Raw genomic sequence first — 15,894 nt, 5'->3', positions numbered from 1 at the left:
CGCGACCCTGCGGCTGTTCCTCGAGCGGATGGCGGCCCTGGCCGCTCCGCTGGACCCCGGCTTCGGCTTCGACCAGATGCGGATGTCCGTGCCCTGGACCCAGCTCCTGGCGCCGACCCAGCAGGGGCTGGAGCGCCAGACGCCCGGCGAGGAAGCCTTCAGCCGCCTGGTGGACCGGCTGACCGCGCGTCTGGGGCCGGAAGCCGTGCTGCGTTTCGAACCCTTCGCCTCGCACATTCCCGAACGCGCGGCGCGGCTGGTCCCGGCCGCCGCCCCTCATGGCGACGAGACCTGGCCCGACCTCGATCCCGACGATCCGCCCTTGCGGCCCTTGCAGATGTTCGATCCACCCCAGCCGGTCGAAACCCTGGCCGAGGTCCCCGACGGCTATCCGCTGAAGTTCCGCTGGCGCCGCGTCCTGCACGAGGTGACGCGCGCCGAAGGCCCCGAGCGGATCAGCGGCGAATGGTGGCGCGCGCCGAACCAGCGTACCCGCGACTACTACCGGGTCGAGGATCGGGACGGCCGCCGCTTCTGGTTGTTCCGTCAGGGTCTCTATGGCGAGACGCCCGAGCCGCGCTGGTTCATCCACGGCCTGTTCGCATGAGGAGGCTCGACCCTTGCGGCGCCTACGCCGAACTGGCGACGGCCAGCAACTTCTCCTTCCTGCGCGGCGCCTCGCATCCCAAGGACCTGGTGCTGACGGCGATCCAGCGCGGCCATGCCGGTCTGGGGCTGGCCGATCGCAACACTGTAGCGGGCGTGGTGCGGGCCTGGAGCGCGCTGAAGGAGATTCGCGTCGAGGGCCTGGCCCCGCCGGACAGGATGCGCGACGGCGGCAGTCCCGGCGAGATCGCCTTCATCGAGGACCCGCTGAATGATCCGGCCCTGTCCGAAGAAGTGAAGCGCCGTGCGGCGGATTTCCGCCTTCTGACCGGGACGCGGCTGGTCTTCAACGATGGGACGCCAGATGTCATCGCCTATCCGGAGACGCGGGCGGGCTGGGGTCGGCTGACGCGCCTGCTGACCCTGGGCAATCGCTGGGCGAAGAAGGGCGAATGCGAGATCGGCCTGCGCGACCTGCTGGCCGATCCGGAGGACCTGCTGCTGATCCTCGTCCCGCCGGACCGGCTGACAGGGCTGGAAGAGGTGCTGGCCCGCATGAACGCGGCAGCACCGGGCGCGGTGTGGCTGGGCGCCGTCCTGCACAGGCGCGGCGACGACCGGCGCCGGCTGGCTCGGCTCAAGGCCATGGCGGAGCGGGTGGAGGTTCCCCTTCTGGCGCTCAACGACGTCCTCTACGCCGCTCCCGATGACCGCGACCTGCAGGACGTCCTGACCTGCATCCGCGAAGGCGCGAGCATCGAAACCGCCGGCCGTCGACTGGAGGCCAACGCCGAGCGCTGGCTGAAGCCCGGGGATGAAATGGCTGCTCTGTTCAAAGACGCGTCCGAGGCTGTGGCCGAGACGACCGCCTTCCTGTCGCGCGCGACCTTCGATCTGTCCGAGCTCAGCTATCAATATCCAGAAGAGCCGGTCCCGCCCGATTGGACGCCACAGGCCTGGCTGGAAGAATTGACGGGCCGCCACGCCGCCATGCGTTACCCCGACGGCGTTCCCGACAAAGTCCAGGCCCTGCTGGACAAGGAACTGGCCTTTATCGCCCGCAAGGATATCGCCCCCTATTTCCTGACCATCTTCGACATCGTCCGCGTGGCGCGTAACAAGCGCATCCTGTGTCAGGGGCGCGGCTCGGCCGCGAACTCGGCGGTCTGCTATGTCCTCGGCATCACCTCGGTGGACCCGATGGAGTCCGATCTTCTGTTCGAACGCTTCCTGTCCGAGGACCGGAACGAACCGCCCGATATCGACGTGGATTTCGAGCACGAGCGGCGCGAGGAGATCATCCAGCACCTCTACGAACGCTATGGCCGCCATCGCGCCGGCATCGCCGCCACCGTCATCCACTTCCGCCCCCGCAGCGCCATCCGCGAGGTGGGGAAGGTCCTGGGTCTGACCGAAGACGTCACCGCTCGTCTGGCCTCCAGCCACTGGGGCAGTTGGGGGACCGAGATCGGCGATCGCCACGTCGTTCAGGCGGGACTGGATGCAGCCAATCCCCTGATCGCCCGCGCAGTCGAGATGGCGTCTCGCCTGCTGAACTTCCCCCGCCACCTCAGCCAGCACGTCGGAGGCTTCGTCCTGACCCAGGACCGGCTGGACGAGATGGTCCCCATCGGCAACGCCGCCATGCCCGACCGCACCTTCATAGAATGGGACAAGGACGACATCGACGCCCTGCGCCTGATGAAGGTCGATGTGCTGGCACTGGGCATGTTGACCTGCATCCGCAAGGCGTTCGACCTGATCCGCGCGCATCAGAAGGAGGATTGGGAACTGCACACCCTCCCGCGCGAGGACCCGGCCGTTTACGACATGCTGTGCCGGGGCCAGTCCATCGGAGTCTTTCAAGTCGAGAGCCGCGCCCAGATCAACATGCTGCCGCGGCTGAGGCCCCGCTGCCTCTACGACCTTGTCATCCAGGTCGCCATCGTCCGCCCCGGCCCGATCCAGGGCGACATGGTTCACCCCTATCTGCGTCGCCGCAACAAGGAGGAGGAGGTCGTCTATTCCTCGCCCTCCCCAGATCACGGCCCGCCCGACGAACTGGAACAGGTGCTGCACAAGACCCTCGGCGTGCCCCTGTTTCAGGAACAGGCGATGAAGCTGGCCATCGTCGCCGCCAAGTTCAGCGACGGCGAGGCCAATGGCCTGCGCAAGGCCATGGGCACCTTCCGCGGCGACGGCAGCCTGCATACCTATGAAACCCGGATGGTCGGACGGATGGTCGAACGCGGCTATGACCCGGCCTTCGCCCAGCGCTGCTTCGAGCAGATCAAGGGTTTCGGTTCCTACGGCTTTCCCGAAAGCCACGCCGCCAGCTTCGCCCGCTTGGTCTATGTCTCGTCCTGGATCAAGCACCGCCACCCGGCGGCCTTCGCCTGCGCCCTGCTGAACAGCCAGCCGATGGGCTTCTATGCGCCCGCCCAGATCGTACGCGAGGCGCAGGAGGTCGGCAGGGTCGAGGTGCGCCCGATCGACGTCTCCCACAGCGATTGGGACAACAGCCTGGAGGGGCCGGAAGACGCCCCTGTCCTGCGTCTGGGCCTGCGCCAGATCGACGGCTTCAGGGAGGATTGGGCCAAGGCTTTGTCGGCGGCACGGGCTGAGGCGCCCTTCGCCGATATCGAAACCCTGGCTCGTCGCGCTGAACTGCCCGCCGCCGCCATGCGTAAGCTGGCCGACGCCGACGCCTTCCGTTCCCTGGGACAGGATCGGCGCGAGGCGTTGTGGGCGGTGCGTCGCCTGCCCGACGACGATCCTCTGCCCCTGTTCGCCGCCGCCGAGGCGCGCGAGCGCGGCGCCCGCGAACTGGGGAGCGAGCCCAACGTCCATCTGCCCCTGATGCCGCTAGGCGAACACGTCGCCGCCGACTATCAGACCGCACGCCTGTCGCTGAAGGCTCACCCCATGGCCATCCTGCGCCCCGTCTTCGCCGCCGAGCGAGTCCTGACCTGCGCCGAAACCGAGGCGAAACGCGGCGGATCGCGGGTGCAGGTCGCCGGCGTGGTCCTGGTGCGTCAGCGGCCCGGCAAGGGCAACGCCGTCTTCGTGACCCTGGAGGACGAGACCGGCATCACCAACGTGGTCCTGTGGGCGCGTATGCTGGATCAGTTCCGGCGCGAGGTCATGAGCGCCCGACTGCTGCAGGTCGAAGGCGTCGTCGAGAAGAGCCCTGAAGGCGTCATCCACGTCGTCGCCCGCCGCATCATTGACCGCAGCACCGAATTGTCCCGCCTGTCAGAAGACCACGAAACCCACGTGCAGTTGGCCCGCGCGGACATCGTCGCCCATCCGCAACCGCCGCGCCAACCGTCGCACCGGCATCCGCGCGACGTGCGCATCCTGCCGGGGTCGCGGGATTTCCACTAAGCGCCAGAAGCGGCCATTGGCTCGCCGTCAGGAAGCGGACATTCGGGTCCATTGCTGGAGGCCGTTTTGCCCAAGCCTTGATTGTGATTAACGAGGCCGATTTCGGGATGAAACCTACGGACCGAAATCGCCCCCAAGCTAGTCCACAGCCGGTTCTTGAGCCGGTGGCAGCAGTCTAAGAAACTCCTCGGCCAGACGCGACGGCTTGACGCTGCTGGACACCACGAAGGCGTATTCATGCAGAATGTCTGGATTGAACCGACGCAGCACGGTTTGATCGCGCACATAGGCCTGCGCCAGTCGTTCGTTGACGATAGCTACGCCGACGCCGCGCGCAGCCAGGGCGCAAGACGAGGCCACCGTGTGGGTTTCAACGCAGATTCGGGGGATGACGCCGGCCTCGGCGAAGGCGGCCTCGACCTGGGAGCGGAACCGCCGCCCTTGCCCTAGCATCACCAGAGGCGTGTTCTTCAGGTCCTGCGCCATGATTTCGGGCAATGCCGCCAAAGGATGATCAGCCGGAAGGACGCAGGCGGTCTTACTGACCAGAACCGTGCACGAGTCCAGATCGTCGCGGTTCAGCGGCAGTTTGACGAACCCGGCGTCGACGGCGCGCGAGGCGATCATGCTCTTGGCCGTCTCCACTCCGTGCGAGTCGATCGAGAGATGAACGCGCGGATAGCGTTCCAGAAAATCGGCGATGACGTCCGGAAGCACCGCTTCCAGAAAGCTGGGCGGGGCGACCAGGCGCAGCTGGCCGACGCGAAAATCCGAGATGTCGCGGGCCAGCTCCTGAACCCGGTCGACGTTATCCAGCGCGCGCTCGACCTCTTCGTACAGCAGCAGCCCGTCCTGCGTCGGAATCAGCCGTCCCCGGTCACGGTAGAAGAGCTCAAAGCCGAGATCCTGCTCCAGCTGGGCCAACATCCGGCTGGCGGCCGGCTGAGTCAGGCCCAGGACGCGTGCGCCCGCCGTCACCGACCCCAGTTGCAGGATCGCCTGAAACGTCCGCATGGCGCGCAGACGGATCGGTCTCCGGGCGCCGGCCGAGACCAGCGCCATCATTCAGCTCCCGCGCGCCGGAACGATCGGCAGGACCAGCCGCGACAGACAGGTCGGCCCGGTGTGGATGCGGTTGATCGCGACCACCGCCCCGCTGGCCTCGCCTGCCGGGGCGCCCGAGCCTGGATTGACGTCGAAGTGGGGGAAGTTGCTGCTGGCCACGTCCAGGCGGATACGGTGGCCCGCCGCGAACAGGTTGCTGGTCGGAAACAGCTGGATTTCGACGTCATAGACCTCACCCGGAACCAACGGGCGCGGCGCCGCGAAGGAGTCCCGGAACCGTAGGCGCAGCACGCCGTGGGTCAAGTTCAAGGCGTAGCCTTCTGGATGGTCGGGGTTGGGCGGATAAACATCGACCAGCTTGACCGTCACATCCGTGTCCAGCGCCGAGGACGACACCCACAGGCGCGCAGTGATCGGCCCGGTGACCTCGACGGCCGCCGTCAGAGGCGCTGTCTCGAACGTCAGGACGTCGTCGCGGTCGGACAGGGCGCGTCCGACGACCGTCGCGCCGAACAGGCCAGGCGTCTCTCGCTGGTCATAACCACCCGCCGCCATGACTGGCGCGCCCGAGGCGATGGCCCCGCCGATGGTCGGCACGGGATCAGCCGGATCATGACGCCAGCTCCGCTCGCCCGGCGGCGGCGCTTCGGTCGACAGGCCGCCGTCGGCGTGCAGGTGAAAGTCGGTGAACACCGTACCCGGCAGGGGCCAGCCGGCCTCGGCCCGCCAACGGCCGCCGTGGTCCAGCCGCCCCTCAGCGGTTCTGAGCCCGCTGCCGCCGCCCATGACGAACAGATTGACCGGCGCCGCCAGGGCGTCGGGCGCGACCCGCCCCTTCAGCCAGCAGTCGAACCAGGCCCGGCGCAGGGCGAGGTAGTCCGGCGCCAGATTGCCGTCCAACGTCGCCGCAGGACCGAAATCCACGTCGCCCGCGTGGCGGACGGAGCGCTGGCCATGCGTCCACGGTCCCATGACCAGCTTGACCGGCCCGGCTTTGCTGCGGCTGAACCGGGCGTAGTTCTCCGTCGCCGACAGGGCGTAGGGATCGTACCAGCTGCTCATGAAAACCATGGGCGCGTCGGTGAACCCACCCTCATGGCAGGCGGCGCAGAAGTCGGGCGCGCGCCAGAAGTCGTCGAAGGTCTCGCGGCGCCACATGTCCCGAATAAAGGCGTCGTATTCGGGGGCGGCGGCCAGCGGCGTCCGCCCCGGCCGCCATGGGTTGACCGCCATCCAGTCGCGCACGTCCTGAGCGTTGAGGGCCTCCAGCCGCGCCGGGTCGTCCTGACTGAGCGGGGACAGGCGAGCGTGCTTCATGGCCCAGGTCAGTTGTTTCAGCTCAAATGCCCCTCCCTGACGCACCCCGCTGTGGAAGGCGCTGGAGAATCCGCCAGAGTCCATGAACATGGCCCGCAGCCCAGGCGGGTTCAGACAGGCGGCCGCTGCCTGAACATGGGCGCCGTAGGACAGGCCCAGGGTGCCGATCCGGCCGTCGCACCAGGGCTGCTGCACCAGCCAGCCCATGACGTCGAAGCCGTCCTCGGCTTCATTGGCGTATTTGGTGAAGACGCCCTCGGAGCCGTAGCGCCCCCGGCAGTCGACCAGCACATAGGCATAGCCGTCCTGCGCGAACTCGGCTGCGATCGCAGGCTTGGAACGCGGGGTCGGATCGGCGGCGCTACGGTCGGCGTGGTTGGTCCCGCGCCGGTCATAAGGCGTGCGCTCCAACAGGACGGGCAGCGGTCCCTCATCGCCCTCAGGCAGATAGACGTCGGCGGCCAGGCTGACGCCGTCGCGCATGGGGATCATGACGTCGCGCAGGATGCGGACGCCCGGCAGGTGCGGCAGATCGGTCATGGCGTAACGGCTGAAGCGGCCACAGCAGGCTGCGGCAGGTGATAGGCGGCCGGCGCGCCCGGTCCGACCGGCAACTGGAGCCCCACCCATGTAAGGATCAGCAGCATCCCCGCCACGCCGAAGGCGGCGCTGTAGGGCAACATCAGGGCGATCATCGACCCCACGCCGAACTTGGGCTTCCACTGCTGGCACATGATCAGCACAAGGGGGAAGTTGCTGGCCAGTGGGGTGACGATGTTGAAAATGGAATCGCCCATCCGGTAGGAGGCAGTGGTCATCTCGGGCGACACGCCGAGCAGCATCAACATGGGAACCACGACCGGCGCCATGGCGGCCCACTTGGCGGAAGCCGAGCCGATCACCAGGTCCAGAACCGACGACATCAGCAGCAGGCCGACCAGCAGAAGCGGCAGCGGCAGGGCCAGGGCCTTCAGGCTCTCGGCGCCCTTCACCGCCAGAACCGGCCCCATGTTGGACCAGCTGAACATAGCCACGAAGTGGGCGGCGAAGAAGGCGAGCACGATATAGGGCGCCATGCTCTTCAGCCCATCGGCCATCATCTTCACCAGATCGCGGTGCGAACGAATGGTCCCCGCCGCCGCGCCATAAGCCCAGCCCGTCGAGACGAACAACAGCATGAAGGCGGCGATCAGGGCGCCGTAAAAGGGCGCCAGGCGGCGCGGCCCCACGGCCTCATGATCCACCAGGGGGCTGAAACTCGGCCATAGGGTCAATGCGGCGAACAGGCCGACGACCACCAACGCCGCCAGACCTGCGCGACGCAGGCCGCGTTTCTGCGCCGGCCCCAGAACACCCAGGCCCGCAGCCTCGGCTTCGCCCGCCGTGCTGTCGCCGTCCCAGACGCCCAGGCGCGGCTCGACCACCCGGTCGGTCAGAAACCAGGCGATGGGGGTGAAGACCACGCCGATGGCCAGGGTGAACCACCAGTTGCCCAGCGGATTGACCCCGAAACCGGGGTCCAGCAACTGCGCCGCCGGGGCGGTGATGCCCAGCATCAACAAATCGAACTGACCGGGGATTACATTGCCCGCAAAGGCGCCCGAAATCCCCGCATAGGCGATGGCGATCCCGGCCAGCGGGTGTCGCCCAGCCTTGGCGTAGACCAGGGCCGCCAGAGGGATCAGCACCACATAGGCCGCATCGGACGCATGGTGTGAAAACAGGCCGATGACGAACACCGCCGGGGTCAAGAAACGTACCGGCAGCCGTCGCACCCCGCCGCCCAGAAGGGCTGCGAACAGACCCGACCGCTCGGCCACCGCCGCCCCGATCATGACGACCAGCACCAGCCCCAAAGGCGGGAAGCTGGTCAGGGTCTTGGGCATGTCGACCAGCAGCCGGGCCACATTGGCCTCGGACAACAGGCTCTGGGCCTGAAGCCGCTCGCCCGTCACCGGATTGACGGCGCTCCACTGGGTCCAGTCCGCCACCACGGAGGCGGCGACCAGCACCCCTATGCAGAACAGCAGGATGAAGACCGGATCCGGCAAGGCGTTGCCCATCGCCTCGATCCGGTCGAGCCAGCCCCGTTTCCGCCGACCGGCGTCGGTCGGCGGAGCCTCGGTGTCCGTCATGAGAAACGCCTGATCCTAGAACTGGAAGCCCAGGCGAACGTAGGCGCTACGGCCCCGCACGTCATAGGTGTACATGTCGAAGTTGATGGGGGCGTTCGCGTAGGACGCCGGCGGCATCACGTCGAAGAGGTTGTTGACCCCCACCGTGATGGTCGTGTCGTAGCGCTCGAACCGATAACCCGCCTCCATATCCTGATAGAAGACGGCGTCGGTCTTGGCGTCCTTGACCGGGTTCACCACGTCGGTGCTGTCGCCGATGTAGCGGCCGCGCCACGAGGCGTTCCAGGGGCCGTCGCTCCAGCGCAGCGAGGTCTGGCCCTTCCAGTGCGGATAGGTCGAACGCGAACGGTCGCCCTTGCCCGCGCGGTCGTCGACGATGGACGGGCCGCCCGCCGGGTCGGGACTGACGGTCGAGAACTCGCTCAGATAGGAGACGTCCACCATGGCGGCGAAACGGCCGACCGAGGTGCTGAACTCATAACGCGCGGTGGCGTCGACGCCCGAGGTGCGGATCTCGTTCAGATTCTGCGCACCCTGCACCAGGTTCAGCACGGCGCCGGTCGAGGCGTCGCGGGTGATCAGCGAGCAATAGGGATCGCCGCGCACCGCGCACAGATTCATGATCTGGGCGGCCGACTGGGAGGCGATGGCGTCCTGGATGGTGATCTCGTACCAGTCTACCGTCAGGCTCAGACCCGGAACCCAGCGCGGTTTGAAGGCGACGCCCAGGCTGTAGGTGTCGGCCGTCTCAGGTTTCAGGTTGGTATTGCCCGAGGTCGTGCCGGGGATCAGGGTCTGATGGTTCTGCTGGTGATAGGTCGCAGGCACCCCGGCGCAGCCCGGCAGGCTGGGGTTGGCGGCGGCGCCGCCGTTGCACGGGTCGATGACCTGCAGCAGCACCTCGCGGCCGCCCTGGAACAGCTCCAGGATCGAGGGGGCGCGGAAGCCCTGCGACCAGGTGCCCCGCACCAGCACGTCCTCGACCGGCCGCCAGCCCAGGCCGACCTTCATGGTGGTGGCGTCGCCGACGGTGTCGTAGTTGGAATAACGAGCGGCCAAGCTCAGATCGAGGCTCTGCGCCATAGGCATGTCGCGCAGCAGGGGCGCGGCCAGCTCCACATAGGCTTCATGCAGGCTGTACTGGCCCGTCGTCGGCACGCGCGTCTGAGACGATGTGGCGGCGTAGGCGCTCGACAGATATTTGGACGGCGCATTGACCAGGGGGTCCGGCGTGTCGGTCGCCTTGTTCTGGCGATATTCATAGCCCGCCGCCACGGCCAGCGGACCGGCCGGCAGCTCATACAGGTCGCCGGTGACGTTGAACGCCAGGTCGTAGATCTCAGTGCTGTTGGACTCGCGCGTGGTGAAGCGGATGTAGTCCGCCGCCTCGGCGCTCATCGGCCCGAACAGATTGACCGGCACGCAGCCCTTCGTGGCGGCGCAGGTCGCCGGATTGCCCAGCCCCAGGAACAGGTTGTCGTAGTTGATGCCGTTCAGCGCCGAAGACTTCATCTCGTTGCGGGCGTAACTGCCGTAGGCGTCCCAGCTCCAGTCACGCTCGAACAGGCGGATCTGGCCGTCAAAGCCCGCGCCGAAGCGGTAGGTCTTCACGTCCTGGATGTTGTCGCGGTTGCCCACGTCGGACATGACCTTGCGCACCCGCCACGCCTGATTGGCGTTGAAGGCCAGGGCGTTGGCGCCCGGCACGCCGTTAGCCGTGCCGAAGGGGTTGTAGGCGTGGTTCGCCGACACGCTGAAGCCGCGCACCGAACCCGCCGTGCCGCCGATATCCAGCGGCACCGGCGCAAACATCTGATCCGACACCCGACGGTTGAACAGCGCCTCGGCATGGAAGCTCAACGTATCGGACAGGTCGCCGCGATAACGGCCATAGAAGCCGTAACGCTCGCTGGGGCCGGTCGTGTAGACGCCCTGCGTCAGCGGGTTGAAATAGTCGCCCGGGAGGCTGGCCACGTGGAAGCTGTTGTCCGCCAAGGCGCCCGCGCCGATGGAGCCGAAGCCATTGGCCGTGATCGGCGAGGCCGAGCTGGCAAAGCCGGCGCCCGTGCCGAAATAGGCGTTGTTGGCCAGGCCCGGCAGGGTGAACAGACCATAGGGGCTGGTGCCCGGCGCCGTCAGCGGCACAAGGGAAACCCGCGTCAGGTCACGATCCGTCGTCAGGATCGGGCTATCCTTCACATAGCTGGCCGAGAAGACCAGGGCGCCGTTGTCGAAGCGCTTGCCGAAGTTGGCGATGGTCTGAACCTGCTCGCCGTCGCCGCGATCGGTCGAGCCGTAGCGGGCGCTCAGACGCACCCCGTCGAAGTCGCGCAGGGTCTGGATGTTGACCACCCCGGCGATGGCGTCGGCGCCGTAGATGGCCGAGGCGCCGTCCTTCAGCACCTCGATGCCCTCGATCATGCCCAGCGGCATGGTGTTCAGGTCGACGAAGTCGCGGAAGCCGCGCTGGCCCACCCCGTCCACCCAGCGGTGGCCGTCGACCAGAACCAGGACGCGGTTGCCGCTGCCCTCGGCGCCGCCGAGGTAGCGTAGGTTGATCGACGAGGCGCCGTAGGAGGTGCCCTGGGTGCCGTTGCTGTTCAGGCTAACGCCCGCAGAGGGCAGTTTCTGCAACAGGTCGCCGATCGAGGTCGCGCCAGAGCTCTTGATGTCCTCAGCCGTCAGCGTGAGCACGGGCCCCACCGAATCGGCGTCCTTGCGCTGGATTCGCGACCCGGTGACGACGATCTCGCTGACCGAGGTGGCCGCTTCAGGCTGCGCCGCCGCCTGCTCCTGCGCCCAGGCGCTCCCCGCCCCAATCCAGGTCAGAACCGCCAGCGCCGCGCCGTTCCGCAGGCGTCGCGCCTGTCCACTCACCAATGCCATGATAATCACTTCCCGATTTCCGATGCCCTGCGCCGCCCCTTTTTTGGATCGAGACGTGCGATTGGGCCCACAAAGGCCGGGGTGCGAGACCGAATGCAATAATATTGCAGTTCCGTATCGAGTCATGCGCTGACGGCATAACCGAACAGACGGATCGCCATTTTATGACTAAAGATTAAGGGGGATGTGATGGATCCACCAGGTCGTCCTACGCCATGAAATCCGAGTACGCGAACTCTCTGACGTCGCAGATGCGCCATAACCCGACATTGATGGCCAGGCGGGTTTGCGACATTCCGAAGGATCGGGTCCGGTGCGCTGCCGCGATCCGCGTCTAGCGACGCTCGAAGTGGATGCGGTCTCGCACCCTTCGACGCAGAACCTTCTTCACGCTGTCCAGGAACATTTCGAGCGATGGCGCGCCACCAAATTCGATAACCACCCCGGTTCGGAACTCGGGGTTCTGGACGGCCTGGCCATTGCTCTGCCCGTTCGCATGAAACAGGCCCCTGAGCGCCGAGCAAATCGCATTGAAATCCTCCTTCCCATCGACCCTGACATACAGGTGCATCCGGTGATCGTTGGCCATTGGCTTCCCTGGTCCTGGTCAAGCGTCGCGGTAGTAGCTGATCAACGGCGGGTTCTCGACGCTGTCACGGAGCATGAGACGGTGCTCCGACGGCGCTACGTTGGCTGGAGGCGGGTAGTAGGTTTGATCGACGATAATGAGCTGCCAGTCCTGCAGCGCCTCGCCTAGCAGATGGTAGAGCTCGCCGTAGAAATTCTCGAACACCTCCCGGTTCACATCCGGCGTGATGTTTTTCATCGGCGAGTCGATGATCAGCAGATGCGGCAGGGGCAGTCCGTTCTCTGCGGCAGTCTTGTGCAAAGCCAGGGCATAGCAGATCTTCAAAAGCGTCTTCTTGCCTCCGCTACCGGCATCGAAGAACGTCCAGCTTCGCCCGGGGTCGTTGCCTTGCAACACCTCAGGAATGAGCGTGCGGCGATTGATGACGACCTCTTCCTTTTCCGTGAAGGCGGGGAAGTGGATCGCCAGCAGGACTTCCTTGTAGTTTCTCTCGATCGCTTTGTAATTCTCCTCCGCCGTGAGGAGGGTCGCCTGCTCTTCCACGATCTGTCGGCGCAGCACCTCCATCGGGGTCGCGAGCGCATCCGCTGCTGCATGAACCCGATCGACCTCCGCCGGCATTTTCCGGATTTTTTCCAGAAGCACGGAGCGTTCCTGAATGGCGGCCAAACGCTTCTCATGCTGCCGTGTCCGGGCCAGATATTCCGATTCGAAACGACGGGCTTCGCTGCTAAGACGCTCTTCGAGATCGCGTCGTTCTGCGATCTGAACTTCAAGCTTTCCGACGAGCGGCTTGACGGCGCGACGGTGCCGCGTCGTCGATTGCTTGAGGTCTGCAATCCTCGCGTCGAGGTCTTGGCGGATGACATCGACGCTTGTCGCTTCCACCGATCGCTGGAGGGCATCGGGCGTCTTGCACAGATAGCAGCAGCCGACCGCGAGCTTCGATGTGGGTTTGACCCCAGTGCCGCATGCTGGACAGGCGTCGAACGACACATCATCCAGTATCGCGTGAGCCACGGACGTGCGTGCCGCTCTGAACTTCAGTGAGATGAGCTCGGATTCAAGCCCCTCCTGCTCACGGATCCGGAAACCAAGGTCGTCGAGCGCCTCCTTGGTTTTTCCAATCGTCCGGGTCAGCCCTTCCATGCGCGCCCTGTCATCGTCAGCGATGAATGTCTCTGGGCGGAAGCCCTGCTCGAGCCGCGCCAGCTCTGCTGTTACTACGAGCGCTTCGTCATTGAGGCTCGTCAGCTCGTGCGTGATCTTGTCTTCCGAGCCAAACTCGAAACGCTGCAAAAACTGCTGGATCTGCGCCACGGCCTCGCGCTTTCCGCGCTGTTCTTGGCGTAGCTCCTGCAGCTTGTTCTCCAGCTCGCTGAGCCTCTCGCTCATGTAGCCGACGAAATAACGTATTGCGTCTTGGCTCTTTTCTTTCCGGATAGGCACGTCGAGAAGAAAGAAATCAGAATCTAGATGGTCTTGATCGAGGTACACGAACTTCAATATGTCGCGGAAACTCAATCTAATCATGCTCGACTCCGGATCGAACGATCTTTTCCTGACTTTGATGACGCCGATACCGAGAAGATGCAACATCAGGTCGCTGAAGTTGTAGATGGAATCACCCAAGACTGGCGACTCCCGCGCCACCATGGGAGTTGCGCACTGGAAACGTTCGCCGTCCGGGGTTTCCCAAGACACGGAGGCGTAGCTCTTGTCGGAAGGCGTGCGTTCGATCAGGACCTCGTTGACGCCCAAGGTCAGGCTAAGTTGGACCGAGACCAGTTCTGATCGCAGCGCGGGCGTGCGGGTCAAACCGCCGCCAAGGCAGTAGTCGATCAATGCGGGGATGGATGACTTCCCGGCACCCATTTCACCGTGGAAAAACGTCACCCGTTCGGCGAGGAGAACTTCTTCGACGCTCTGGCGGTTGATGAGCTTGAGAAGTTGGAGCTTCATCTTCATGGAACGATCGCCTGATCGAATGACAGCGTCCCGATCTCCGGGAACGTGTTGTAGATAAACTTCATGATGTCGGTTGCGCCGATGTCTATGCTTTCTCGCAACACTTTCGCTCGCTGTGCGAGCGGGGCGAAAGCCACGTCGCCAACGATACGCTCAGCCTGCTGACGGCCTCGGTCGGTCAAGGCCAGGTTGATCGTTCGACCAGTAGTCTGGATCGACACGAGCCCCTTGGCGGCGAGCACGTTCAAAAAGCGGCGATACCGGTGATCCCAGGGACCGTAGCGGTAGCGGACCATCTCCGCCTCCACAGTCTTGCGTTCGTAGGGTTCGATGGAAATCTTCTTTTCGCTGACCTTCCGAGCGCGCATCGCTTTTTCGAAATACGTCGGATAGCGCAGAAGGAAATCGAGCTTTGCGAGCTTGGTGATGCCCTCGATTGCGGGACGGTCTTCATCGCCGCGGTCGAACGCGGCGAGCAGCAGGATCAGCCGGCCGAGATGGATCTGCTCGTCCTGGTCCAGACTGGTGACGATGTCCGCCAGAGAACTCACGTCTTCGTTCTCGACTTGAGCTCGAACTTGTCGCTCCACCACACAGAGCATTCCTCGGTGAGAATGCCGGCGGTGCCAACCAGATGTTCTTCGGTCGCGCCGAACAGAGGCTGAGATTGCGACGCGACCCGTTCAGAAAGTCGTTCGCGCAACCCCTTGTACATTGCTGGAGCATATTCAGCGGGTGCCTTGTCTGACGCTTCGATCTTGGCCTCGACGCAGTCATCCTCAACGAGCGACTTCAGGTGGTTCAGCCGCGCGTTGGCGGTCGCGACGTCCTGTTTGTAGCGCCACCCGAGATAGAGCTTTTCCATCGAGGCCTTGAAATCCTTGACCTTGTTGATGCGCTCGGCTTGAAGCCCACCGCGTTCCAGTTTCTCGGCGAGGACATCCATGCCTTGGGGCACGCCATCGGCTTCAACCAGGTGGGCGGATACCAAAAGGTTGTCGGCATCGCTGGCGACGGAGCTCGTGACGACATCCGTCACCTTGTCGACGCAGATCGTCTTGCCGAGCAAGATCAACGCGTCGCGATGGGCGGCGAAATCGGAGACAAGTTCGTAGAGAGAGGCGACATCGCCGCCGAGCGTCATCGACGAGGCGGAATAGGTGAGATACATCAAGTTGTCGGCCACTCGGCGCGCGACAAGGGCGCTGCAGCCCTCAACGTCCTTCAACCCCGCAACAATGTCGCGCAGATCACTGGGCGATTTTTCGAGATCGCTCTCGTAGCCGACGATCGCCATCTTCAGCATGGCCGAGGCGACATCGCCTTCCACACAATCGTGATCGTTGCAGATGGTGGCTATGTAAGCGCGCAGGTCATGCTTCGAGGGCAGACCTTTGACGCCACCTCGATTTTTGATCGAGGTGATCAAGAATGCAATGCAGTTCTTGTCCTGTTTCTCGTCCCAGAACCCGTGGTTGGTGACGAAATGATACGCCTCGAACTTGCCCGGAAACTTCTTCTCCAGCTCGGCAAACCGCGCGATGGATTTTTTGAGTGCGGCGTCATTTGATTTGAAGGGCTCGCCCTTGAACTGGCGCGTCTTGACCTGGACGCCTTCGAAGGTGCCGGTCTTCTTTCTCAGAAGGATATCCTCGAAGTTCTCGCAATAGACGGCGTCGTGCGTGCAGTCAGGATCCAGCAGCTTGGCGCATTGGATGGCCGCGTATGCGTGCTGATACCGGAAGCGACGCTGAACGTCGTCACCGGGATCCTTTTTGTCGAGGGTCTCCCCGGGGTCTGCCGACAAGGCTCACTCCGATCAGCGCGTGAAAATCGTCGCGTTCACGCCTCGCGCCAACACAGCTTGCGGTGGAGCTTAGTGAACGAGCGCGACCACAGTCAATTGGCCCTGGGGTATGCCGCTGGGCGTCCGGGCGGCCG

General features: G+C 64.9%; 9 protein-coding genes and 1 pseudogene. 2 read left to right on the top strand and 8 right to left on the bottom strand.

All coding sequences use genetic code 11. The annotated features are described in order from the left end of the window. Positions 1–607 (top strand): annotated as a pseudogene (locus tag RT567_RS01330) (DNA polymerase Y family protein); the annotation flags it as partial. Continuing rightward, positions 604–3,993, top strand: a complete 3,390-nt coding sequence (locus RT567_RS01325; protein WP_313573778.1) for an error-prone DNA polymerase — start codon at positions 604–606, stop codon at positions 3,991–3,993. The pseudogene RT567_RS01330 and the gene RT567_RS01325, both read left to right, overlap by 4 nt. Positions 3,994–4,131: 138 nt before the next feature. Here the strand turns inward: RT567_RS01325 and RT567_RS01320 are convergent, their stop codons facing one another. The 8 genes from RT567_RS01320 to RT567_RS01285 form a co-directional block, all read right to left on the bottom strand. Further along, positions 4,132–5,055: a LysR substrate-binding domain-containing protein gene (locus tag RT567_RS01320; protein ID WP_040347066.1), complete on the bottom strand. Its 924-nt coding sequence runs from the start codon at positions 5,053–5,055 to the stop codon at positions 4,132–4,134. Positions 5,056–5,058: 3 nt separating this feature from the next. Next, on the bottom strand, positions 5,059–6,915 hold the full coding sequence (locus RT567_RS01315; protein WP_313573774.1) for a CocE/NonD family hydrolase: 1,857 nt from the start codon (positions 6,913–6,915) through the stop codon (positions 5,059–5,061). Continuing rightward, positions 6,912–8,510 carry an AbgT family transporter gene (locus tag RT567_RS01310; RefSeq protein WP_003166175.1) on the bottom strand — a complete coding sequence of 533 codons (1,599 nt, stop codon included), beginning with the start codon at positions 8,508–8,510 and terminating at the stop codon, positions 6,912–6,914. The genes RT567_RS01315 and RT567_RS01310 overlap by 4 nt, the downstream gene beginning before the upstream one ends. A gap of 15 nt (positions 8,511–8,525) precedes the next feature. Beyond that, positions 8,526–11,396 (bottom strand): TonB-dependent receptor, encoded by a 2,871-nt coding sequence (locus RT567_RS01305; RefSeq protein ID WP_313573772.1) that lies wholly within the window; start codon positions 11,394–11,396, stop codon positions 8,526–8,528. A 334-nt stretch (positions 11,397–11,730) separates the two neighbouring features. After that, complete coding sequence (locus RT567_RS01300; protein ID WP_313573770.1) at positions 11,731–11,985, bottom strand: hypothetical protein; 255 nt, start codon at positions 11,983–11,985, stop codon at positions 11,731–11,733. An 18-nt stretch (positions 11,986–12,003) separates the two neighbouring features. Continuing rightward, entirely contained in the window at positions 12,004–13,953 is a 1,950-nt protein-coding gene (locus RT567_RS01295) for an AAA family ATPase (protein ID WP_313573769.1), read from the bottom strand. Continuing rightward, positions 13,950–14,504 (bottom strand): hypothetical protein, encoded by a 555-nt coding sequence (locus RT567_RS01290; protein ID WP_313573768.1) that lies wholly within the window; start codon positions 14,502–14,504, stop codon positions 13,950–13,952. The genes RT567_RS01295 and RT567_RS01290 overlap by 4 nt, the downstream gene beginning before the upstream one ends. After that, positions 14,501–15,760: a dsDNA nuclease domain-containing protein gene (locus tag RT567_RS01285; RefSeq protein WP_313573766.1), complete on the bottom strand. Its 1,260-nt coding sequence runs from the start codon at positions 15,758–15,760 to the stop codon at positions 14,501–14,503. The genes RT567_RS01290 and RT567_RS01285 overlap by 4 nt, the downstream gene beginning before the upstream one ends. Between the last annotated feature and the right edge of the window lie 134 nt (positions 15,761–15,894).

Source organism: Brevundimonas sp., from assembly GCF_032107865.1.
Classification (GTDB): Bacteria; Pseudomonadota; Alphaproteobacteria; order Caulobacterales; family Caulobacteraceae; genus Brevundimonas.
This window is presented reverse-complemented; position numbering and strand designations above follow the sequence as displayed.

Excerpts from the sequence above, each read along its gene's own strand:
- RT567_RS01325 (WP_313573778.1), top strand. The coding sequence starts at position 604 with ATGAGGAGGCTCGACCCTTGCGGCGCCTACGCCGAACTGGCGACGGCC.
- RT567_RS01320 (WP_040347066.1), bottom strand. The coding sequence starts at position 5,055 with ATGGCGCTGGTCTCGGCCGGCGCCCGGAGACCGATCCGTCTGCGCGCC.
- RT567_RS01315 (WP_313573774.1), bottom strand. The coding sequence starts at position 6,915 with ATGACCGATCTGCCGCACCTGCCGGGCGTCCGCATCCTGCGCGACGTC.
- RT567_RS01310 (WP_003166175.1), bottom strand. The coding sequence starts at position 8,510 with ATGACGGACACCGAGGCTCCGCCGACCGACGCCGGTCGGCGGAAACGG.
- RT567_RS01305 (WP_313573772.1), bottom strand. The coding sequence starts at position 11,396 with ATGGCATTGGTGAGTGGACAGGCGCGACGCCTGCGGAACGGCGCGGCG.
- RT567_RS01300 (WP_313573770.1), bottom strand. The coding sequence starts at position 11,985 with ATGGCCAACGATCACCGGATGCACCTGTATGTCAGGGTCGATGGGAAG.
- RT567_RS01295 (WP_313573769.1), bottom strand. The coding sequence starts at position 13,953 with ATGAAGATGAAGCTCCAACTTCTCAAGCTCATCAACCGCCAGAGCGTC.